The sequence below is a fragment of the Mesorhizobium sp. M1A.F.Ca.IN.020.06.1.1 genome (genome assembly GCF_004023265.1).
Classification (GTDB): Bacteria; Pseudomonadota; Alphaproteobacteria; order Rhizobiales; family Rhizobiaceae; genus Mesorhizobium.
Genome location: NZ_RZSR01000219.1, coordinates 1 through 7,287, shown reverse-complemented (window position 1 = coordinate 7,287; position 7,287 = coordinate 1). Strand labels below are relative to the sequence as shown.

Annotated in this window: 6 protein-coding genes; 2 read left to right on the top strand and 4 right to left on the bottom strand. The window is 64.4% G+C overall.

The window, feature by feature from the left end:
- Positions 1-273: 273 nt before the first annotated feature.
- Positions 274-2,118: a dihydroxy-acid dehydratase gene (gene ilvD, locus EOA60_RS12325; protein ID WP_095824294.1), complete on the bottom strand. Its 1,845-nt coding sequence runs from the start codon at positions 2,116-2,118 to the stop codon at positions 274-276.
- Between the two features lie 253 nt (positions 2,119-2,371).
- On the opposite strand from ilvD, the gene EOA60_RS12320 reads away from it, so the two are divergent.
- Positions 2,372-2,842, top strand: coding sequence for a VOC family protein (locus tag EOA60_RS12320; RefSeq protein WP_067324344.1), 471 nt, complete (start codon positions 2,372-2,374; stop codon positions 2,840-2,842).
- Between the two features lie 67 nt (positions 2,843-2,909).
- Here EOA60_RS12320 and EOA60_RS12315 read toward each other — a convergent pair whose 3' ends face one another.
- From EOA60_RS12315 to EOA60_RS12305, 3 genes are all read right to left on the bottom strand, one after another.
- Complete coding sequence (locus EOA60_RS12315) at positions 2,910-4,502, bottom strand: peptide chain release factor 3 (RefSeq protein ID WP_095780207.1); 1,593 nt, start codon at positions 4,500-4,502, stop codon at positions 2,910-2,912.
- A gap of 123 nt (positions 4,503-4,625) precedes the next feature.
- A complete protein-coding gene (locus tag EOA60_RS12310) occupies positions 4,626-4,868 on the bottom strand; it encodes a DUF1127 domain-containing protein (RefSeq protein WP_095824295.1) in 243 nt (80 codons plus the stop codon).
- A 133-nt stretch (positions 4,869-5,001) separates the two neighbouring features.
- Positions 5,002-5,283, bottom strand: a complete 282-nt coding sequence (locus tag EOA60_RS12305; protein ID WP_067003570.1) for a DUF4242 domain-containing protein — start codon at positions 5,281-5,283, stop codon at positions 5,002-5,004.
- A gap of 204 nt (positions 5,284-5,487) precedes the next feature.
- Between EOA60_RS12305 and EOA60_RS12300 the strand changes: the two genes are divergently transcribed.
- Positions 5,488-7,287: winged helix-turn-helix domain-containing protein (locus EOA60_RS12300; protein WP_164899280.1), on the top strand; the 1,800-nt coding region annotated here is incomplete at its 3' end.

The following is a 7,287-nucleotide window of genomic DNA, read 5'->3' as shown; positions in this document are numbered from 1 at the left end:
TCATCGCGCATCGGCTGTCAACGGTGCATCAGGCCGACACGATCGTGGTGCTGGAAAACGGCAAGGTGCTGGAAAGCGGCCCGCACAAGTCCCTGCTCAAACAGGGCGGACTCTATCAGAAGCTTTATGAATATCAGCTGATGCCGTGACGCCGGCGCTTACCCGTCGCTGCGCAGCAGCGGGGTGGAGGTGCGGCGCCGACCGACCCGGACCTTCGGTCCGACCTCCCCACAGAGGGGCCCACAAGGGGGAGGTAGGGGGGCGCTGCCCGACTTATTCCGGCACTTTCCTGACAGCACCTTTGTCGGCGCTGGTGGCGAAGGCGGCGTAGGCGCGCAGCGCCGTCGTCACCTTGCGCTTGCGCTTTTCCTCAGGCTTCCAGGCATCCGCGCCCTTGGCCGCCATAGCCTTGCGGCGGGCGTCGAGCTCGGCTTCGCTGACGGCGAGATGGATCTTGCGGTTCGGGATGTCGATCTCGATCGTGTCGCCTTCCTGAACCAGGCCGATCAGCCCGCCCTCGGCGGCTTCCGGCGAGACGTGGCCGATCGACAGACCCGACGTGCCGCCGGAGAAGCGGCCGTCGGTGATCAGCGCGCAGGCCTTGCCGAGGCCCTTCGACTTAAGATAGCTGGTCGGGTAGAGCATCTCCTGCATGCCGGGGCCGCCGCGCGGCCCCTCATAGCGGATGACGACGATGTCGCCCGCCTTGATCTCGTTGCCGAGGATCGCCTTGACGGAAGCGTCCTGGCTTTCGAAGACGCGGGCCGGACCGGTGAATTTCAGGATCGACTCGTCGACGCCGGCCGTCTTCACGATGCAGCCGTCGAGCGCCAGATTGCCCTTCAACACGGCGAGGCCGCCATCCTTCGAGAACGGCGTCTTGGCCGAGCGAATGACGCCCGTCTCGCGGTTCGTGTCGAGATCCTCCCAGCGGCGATCCTGGCTGAAGGCGACCTGCGTCGGCACGCCGCCGGGCGCGGCGCGGAAGAACTCGCGCACATTCTCTGCGGAAGTGCGGGCGATGTCCCAATGGTCGAGCGCTTCGCCCAGCGTTGCGGTGTGGACTGTCGGCAGATCGCGGTTGATCAGCCCGGCCTGGTCGAGCTGGCCGAGGATCGCCATGATGCCGCCGGCGCGGTGAACATCCTCCATGTGCACGTCGGACTTGGCCGGCGCCACCTTGCAAAGCACCGGCACTTGGCGCGACAGCCGGTCGATATCCTCCATGGTGAAGTCGACCTCGCCCTCATGCGCGGCAGCCAGGATGTGCAGCACCGTGTTGGTCGAGCCGCCCATGGCGATGTCGAGGGCCATGGCATTCTCGAAGGCTCCCTTGGAGGCGATGCTGCGCGGCAGCGCACTGTCGTCCTCCTGCTCGTAATAGCGCTGCGCAAGATCGACGATCAGATGGCCTGCCTCGACGAACAGCCGCTTGCGATCGGCATGGGTGGCCAAAGTCGAGCCGTTGCCGGGCAGCGAGAGACCCAACGCTTCGGTCAGGCAGTTCATCGAGTTCGCCGTGAACATGCCCGAGCAGGAGCCGCAGGTCGGGCAGGCCGAGCGCTCGATCACCTTGACGTCCTCATCTGAAATTCGGTCGTCGGCCGCGGCCACCATGGCGTCGACGAGGTCGAGCGCCTGCGCCTTGCCGCCCAGCACCACCTTGCCGGCTTCCATCGGGCCGCCGGAGACGAAAACGGTCGGGATGTTGAGGCGTAGCGAGGCCATCAGCATGCCGGGCGTGATCTTGTCGCAGTTGGAGATGCAGACCATGGCGTCGGCGCAGTGCGCATTGACCATGTATTCGACGGAGTCGGCGATCAGCTCGCGCGACGGCAACGAATAGAGCATGCCGTCGTGACCCATGGCGATGCCGTCGTCGACGGCGATGGTGTTGAACTCCTTGGCGACGCCGCCGGCCTTCTCGATCTCGCGCGCGACGAGCTGGCCGAGATCCTTCAGGTGCACATGGCCCGGGACGAACTGGGTGAAGGAATTGACCACCGCAATGATCGGCTTGCCGAAATCACTGTCCTTCATGCCGGTGGCACGCCACAGGCCACGGGCGCCGGCCATGTTGCGGCCATGGGTGGTGGTGCGGGAACGGTAGGCGGGCATCGGTATTCCTTGCTGGCTGGCCGCGCTAAAACGTGGCGCGGCGGCGCTGTATTTCAGTCGGCAGCGGTTATAGCGGCCAAGGTCCGGGCTTGCCACAATTTTGCGCTGCGCCACGATTCTTCAGGAAATTTGAAAAACGCTGTCGGATCGCGCCGCGCCGAGCCGTCCTTGAGGCAGACGGTACGAAAGCCGCGCCAAATCGCCGGCGCGCCGTTGATGATGAGCCAACCTGAACAAGTCGGAGGAGCAAGACATGCAGAAGATCACCACCTTCCTTTGGTTCGACGGCCAGGCCGAGGAGGCCATGAACCACTACGTCGCCATCTTCAAGAATTCGAAGGTGCTGAGCGTCACGCGCTGGCCCAAGGGCCATCCCCAGGAAGGCCAGGTTCTGGTCGCCTCGTTCGAGCTCGACGGGGTGCAGTTCCAAGCCCTCAACGGGGGGCCGCAATACAAGTTCACCGAGGCGATGTCGCTGTCGATCGACTGCAAAACGCAGGAAGAAGTCGATTATTTCTGGGCCAGACTCACCGAAGGCGGCGGCGAACCGGGACGCTGCAGCTGGCTGAAGGACAAGTTCGGCGTTTCCTGGCAGGTAGTGCCGGAGCAGTTGCCGCGTCTGCTTCAGGACCCCGACAGAGCGAAGGCCGGGCGCGTGATGTCGGCGATGATGCAGATGGGCAAGATCGACATCGCCACGATCGAGGAAGCGGCGAAGGGGTGATTACGCGTGAGTAGTGAACGGTGAATGGTGAGGATGCCCGACTATCACTATTCACTATTCACCACAATCACGCCGCCTTGTCGCGGACTTGATAATCCTTGACCGCGGCGAAGCGGATCGCTTTCCAGCGCTCGGCCTCGTAGTTGAGCGAGAAGGCGTGCTGGGCGAGGAAGACCGGATCGTTGTCGAGGTCGCGGGCGATGTCGCCGCGATGCGCCTCGATAAAGCGCTGGACATCCGCCCTGTCGTCGGCCGAGATCCAGCGGCAGACGGAGAAGCGCGACATCTCGAAATCCACCGGCAGCGTGTATTCGATGTTAAGCCGCTCCTTCAGCACATCGAGCTGCAGCGCGCCGACAACGCCGACGATGGCCGGCGAGCCGTCCTCAGGCGAGAACAGCTGCACGACGCCCTCCTCGGCCATCTGATGCAGCGCTTCCTTCAGCTTCTTGGCTTTCATCGCATCGCCGAGGCGGACACGGCGCAGGATTTCCGGCGCGAAGTTCGGCACGCCGCGGAACAGGATCTCCTCGCCCTCGGTCAGCGTGTCGCCGATGCGCAGCGTGCCGTGATTGGGTATGCCGACGACGTCGCCGGCGAAGGCCTCGTCGGCGGTGACGCGGGTGCGGGCGAAGAAGAATTGCGGCGCCGAGAGGCTCATCGGTTTGCCGGTGCGCACCAGCTTGGCCTTCATGCCACGCTCCAGCTTGCCGGAGCAGACGCGGACGAACGCGATGCGGTCGCGATGGTTGGGGTCCATGTTGGCCTGGATCTTGAAGACGAAGGAGGTCATCTTCCCCTCCGTCGCCTCGACCGTGCGTTCATCGGCTGCCTGGGCCCGCGGCGGCGGCCCGTAGGCGCCGAGCGCCTCGATCAGGTCGCGCACTCCATAATTGCGCAGCGCCGAGCCGAAATAGACCGGCGTCAGATGGCCTTCGCGGAAGGCGTCGATGTCGAGGGGTCTGCACGCTTCCCGCGCGAGCTCCAGTTCCTCGATGAAGTCGTTGCGCTCGTTTTCCGGCAAAAGCCCGGCGACGCGGTTGGAATCCGGGCCGTTTACGGGCGTGCGCTCCTTCTCGTCATCGCTCCGGCGCACCGCGTTCTGCGCCAGGTGATAGGTGCCCGAAAAGGTCTTGCCGCGGCCGATCGGCCAGGTAACCGGTGCTGTGTCCAGCGCCAGCTTCTGCTCGATCTCGTCGAGGATTTCGAACGGATCGCGGCTCTCGCGGTCCATCTTGTTGACAAAGGTGATGATCGGGATGTCGCGCAGCCGGCAGACCTCGAACAGTTTCAGCGTGCGCGGCTCGATGCCCTTGGCGGCGTCGATGACCATGACGGCCGAATCCACCGCAGAGAGCGTGCGGTAGGTGTCGTCGGCGAAATCCTCATGGCCGGGCGTGTCGAGCAGGTTGAAGACGTTGTCGTCATATTCGAAGGTCATCACCGAGGTGACGACCGAGATGCCGCGCTCGCGCTCGATCTTCATCCAGTCGGACCGGGTCTGGATGCGATCTTTCTTGGCCTTGACCTCGCCGGCAAGCTGGATGGCGCCGCCGAACAGAAGCAGCTTTTCGGTGAGCGTGGTCTTGCCGGCATCGGGGTGGGCGATGATCGCGAAAGTGCGGCGGCGCGATACCGCCTGTTCGATGTCTTCTGCCAATTTTTGGAATCCTGTCTGTGGCGCGGGCTTCTAGCAGCGCATTTTGGACGTGTCGACAGTTTCGGGCAGACCGGCACGGCCGAACAGCGTAGTCGATGTGGCCTGACAGGAACCTTAGGCCGTTCAGGTTCGCTCGCGATGACGGTCCTGGCGGCCCAACCGGGTAGCTAAACGTATCTCCGCCCCCTCGATGCCGATGTCGCGCAGCAGATAGTCCGGCAATTCGTCCAGCGTGGCCCGACCCCTGCGATTTCGCAGGATGCGCGCAAGCACGCCTCCGCCGGAACGGCAGATTTCGAAGATTGCAACGAGGAACCGTCCGAGCGCGGAGTGGTTGGCCGCAAGCTCCTGTCCAAGGATGGTCATGGTTTATCCTCCTCTGTTTGAATGATGAAATCGGGAGGGCCAGACTGGCCCTCCCGAAGGTTTGGCCGACAGAAGATCAGGATCGATCGTGCTCGCAACTCGCCTGCAAGGCACTTCACGATCGATCCCTCCATCAGGCGGCGGCGTATGCCGTCGTCGGATCGAACAGGCGCTTCACCTGCGTGATCTTGGTGGCCGGGAAGCCGCTCATCTTGGCGTGGCGCTGAATGATCGCCTCGTCCTTGGCGAGGTAGACGCAGAAGGTCTTGTCATCCGCGACGAAGGATTCGACCCACTGAATGTCCGGGCCGAGCTCGGCGAGAACGGCGTTCGAGGCCTTGGAGGCGTCGCGAAGCTGCTCGCGCTCGAAGGTGCCGACCTTGGGAATTTCACGTTCGATGATGTATTTCTGCATTTCGCAATCTCCTTGATCTTGGGTTCAAATGCCTCCGGACGCTCGACCAGATTCGATGCCGGTGACATTCCCGGGGCCGCTGAGCTAAACTGCAGCATGGCTCGCCGGGCAGACGGAGAATTGCGCAAGAGGCGGCCGACAGTCCTTACGCCGTCCTTATCTTCTTCCGATCCTTTGCCTACTGCCGTTACAGGATTGCTGCCGATGGGAACTTATTGCTTCGCCGACTTCGATCTTAACGAGGACGCTCGCGCCCTCCGTCTCGCCGGAAGCGAGATCGAGGTGCAGCCCCTGGTCTTCGATTTCCTCGCCATTCTGCTGCGGCACCGGGACCGGGCCATGAGCAAAGACGAATTGCTTGAAACGCTATGGCCGGGCGTGACGGTGACGGAAGCTTCGTTGCAGCGCGTGGCAAGCCTTGCCCGCGGCGTTCTTCGCCAGGGCGGCATGGAAACGGCGCTGCGCAACCTGCCCCGCTTCGGCTACCGGATTTGCCTCGACCTGCCGCCCATTTCGGCGAACGGGCCGGCCGGCGCGGGCGGCAAGCTTTCGAGCCCCGGTTCACCGGTTCTGTCGGCACGCGAAGCTGTTGCTGTCAGAAAATGGCACGAGGCCGCAGCCTGCTTCACCGAAGCGGATGCCGCTGGCGAGCTGCTGACGGCCGATCTTGAGGAATGGGCACTTGCGCTGGAGTGCATGGGCCGCCCGGCTGAAGCCATCCCGCTTCTGGCGCGCGCGGTGACTGCCTACGGCGTGGCCGGCGAGCGCTTGCGAGCGGCGTCCCCGGCAATCGGCCTGGCCAGGGTTCATCTGGAGAGAGGGGAACTTGCCGTCGCCAAGGGCTGGCACAAGCGGGCGGCGCAGCTGATCGATGGCGCAACCGACAGCAGGGAGCACGGCCTGTGGTGCTGGATGGGAGCGCGCATCATGGGCGCGGAAGCCGAGCCGGAGCAGGCGCTTGCGCTTGCCGAAAAGGCTTTCGCGGTTGGCAGGGATCTCGAAGATCCGGTCGTGGAGTCGCTCGGGCTGATCTATCGCGGTTTTTTCAAGCTCTGCCTCGGTGAGACCAAATCCGGCCAGGAGGACCAGGATTTCGCCGCCGCGCTCGGCCTCTCCAGCGGCGTGGACCCGGTCGTCGGCGGCATTCTCTACTGCAACATACTTTGGGCCTGCCGGAATTTTGGCGACTGGGCGAGGGCCAACCAATGGACCCTCGGCTATGAGGACTGGTGCAGGGGACATGGGCTTGAGGATCTGTCGGGCTCCTGCCGGCTGCATCGCGCCGAAGTGCTCGGCGTTCACGGCACGCTGAGGGAGGCTGAGGCGCTGGTACGCGCCGCGCTCGACCAGCTCGCCGTCGACGCCCCCTGGGCGACGGGCGATGCGCTGCGTGTCTTAGGTGACATTCATCTGGCCGCCGGAGATCTCACCGAGGCGGAAACAGCCTATCGTGCGTCCCATGCCGCCGGCTGGGATCCGCAGCCCGGACTGGCGCTGCTGCAGCTGGAGCAAGGCCAGGCCGAGGCCGCCTTCAGCGCTCTCGAGCGCTCCCTGGTCGGAAACGGCTGGCCGACGCTGCAGCGGCGAGGCATGGTCCTTGCCACTCTCGCCAAGGTGGCGGCGCGCACCAATCGTCTCGAGCGCGCAAAAGAAGTTATCACCGAGCTGGAGAGCCAGCCGCAGCGCTGGCCGATGGCCTCCATCCGGGCGCTGTCCGCCGAGGCCAAGGCTGAACTTTTCATACGGGAAGACCGCCCCACCGAGGCTGTTCGGGAGCTGCAGACCGCATGCTCGCGCTGGAGCGAGGTCGGCTCGCCGGTCAATGTCGCCGATGCCAGGCTTGCGCTCGCGGCGCTGCTCATTCAGCTCGGCGATCGTTCCGGCGCGGAGCTGGAGCTCGGCACAGCGTTGGCGTTAGCGAAGAAGGTCGACTCTTCACGGCTCACGCGGCGCTGCGAAGAGCTGAAGGGCCTGGTTGTCGGGACGCAGAAGATAGCGATGGGC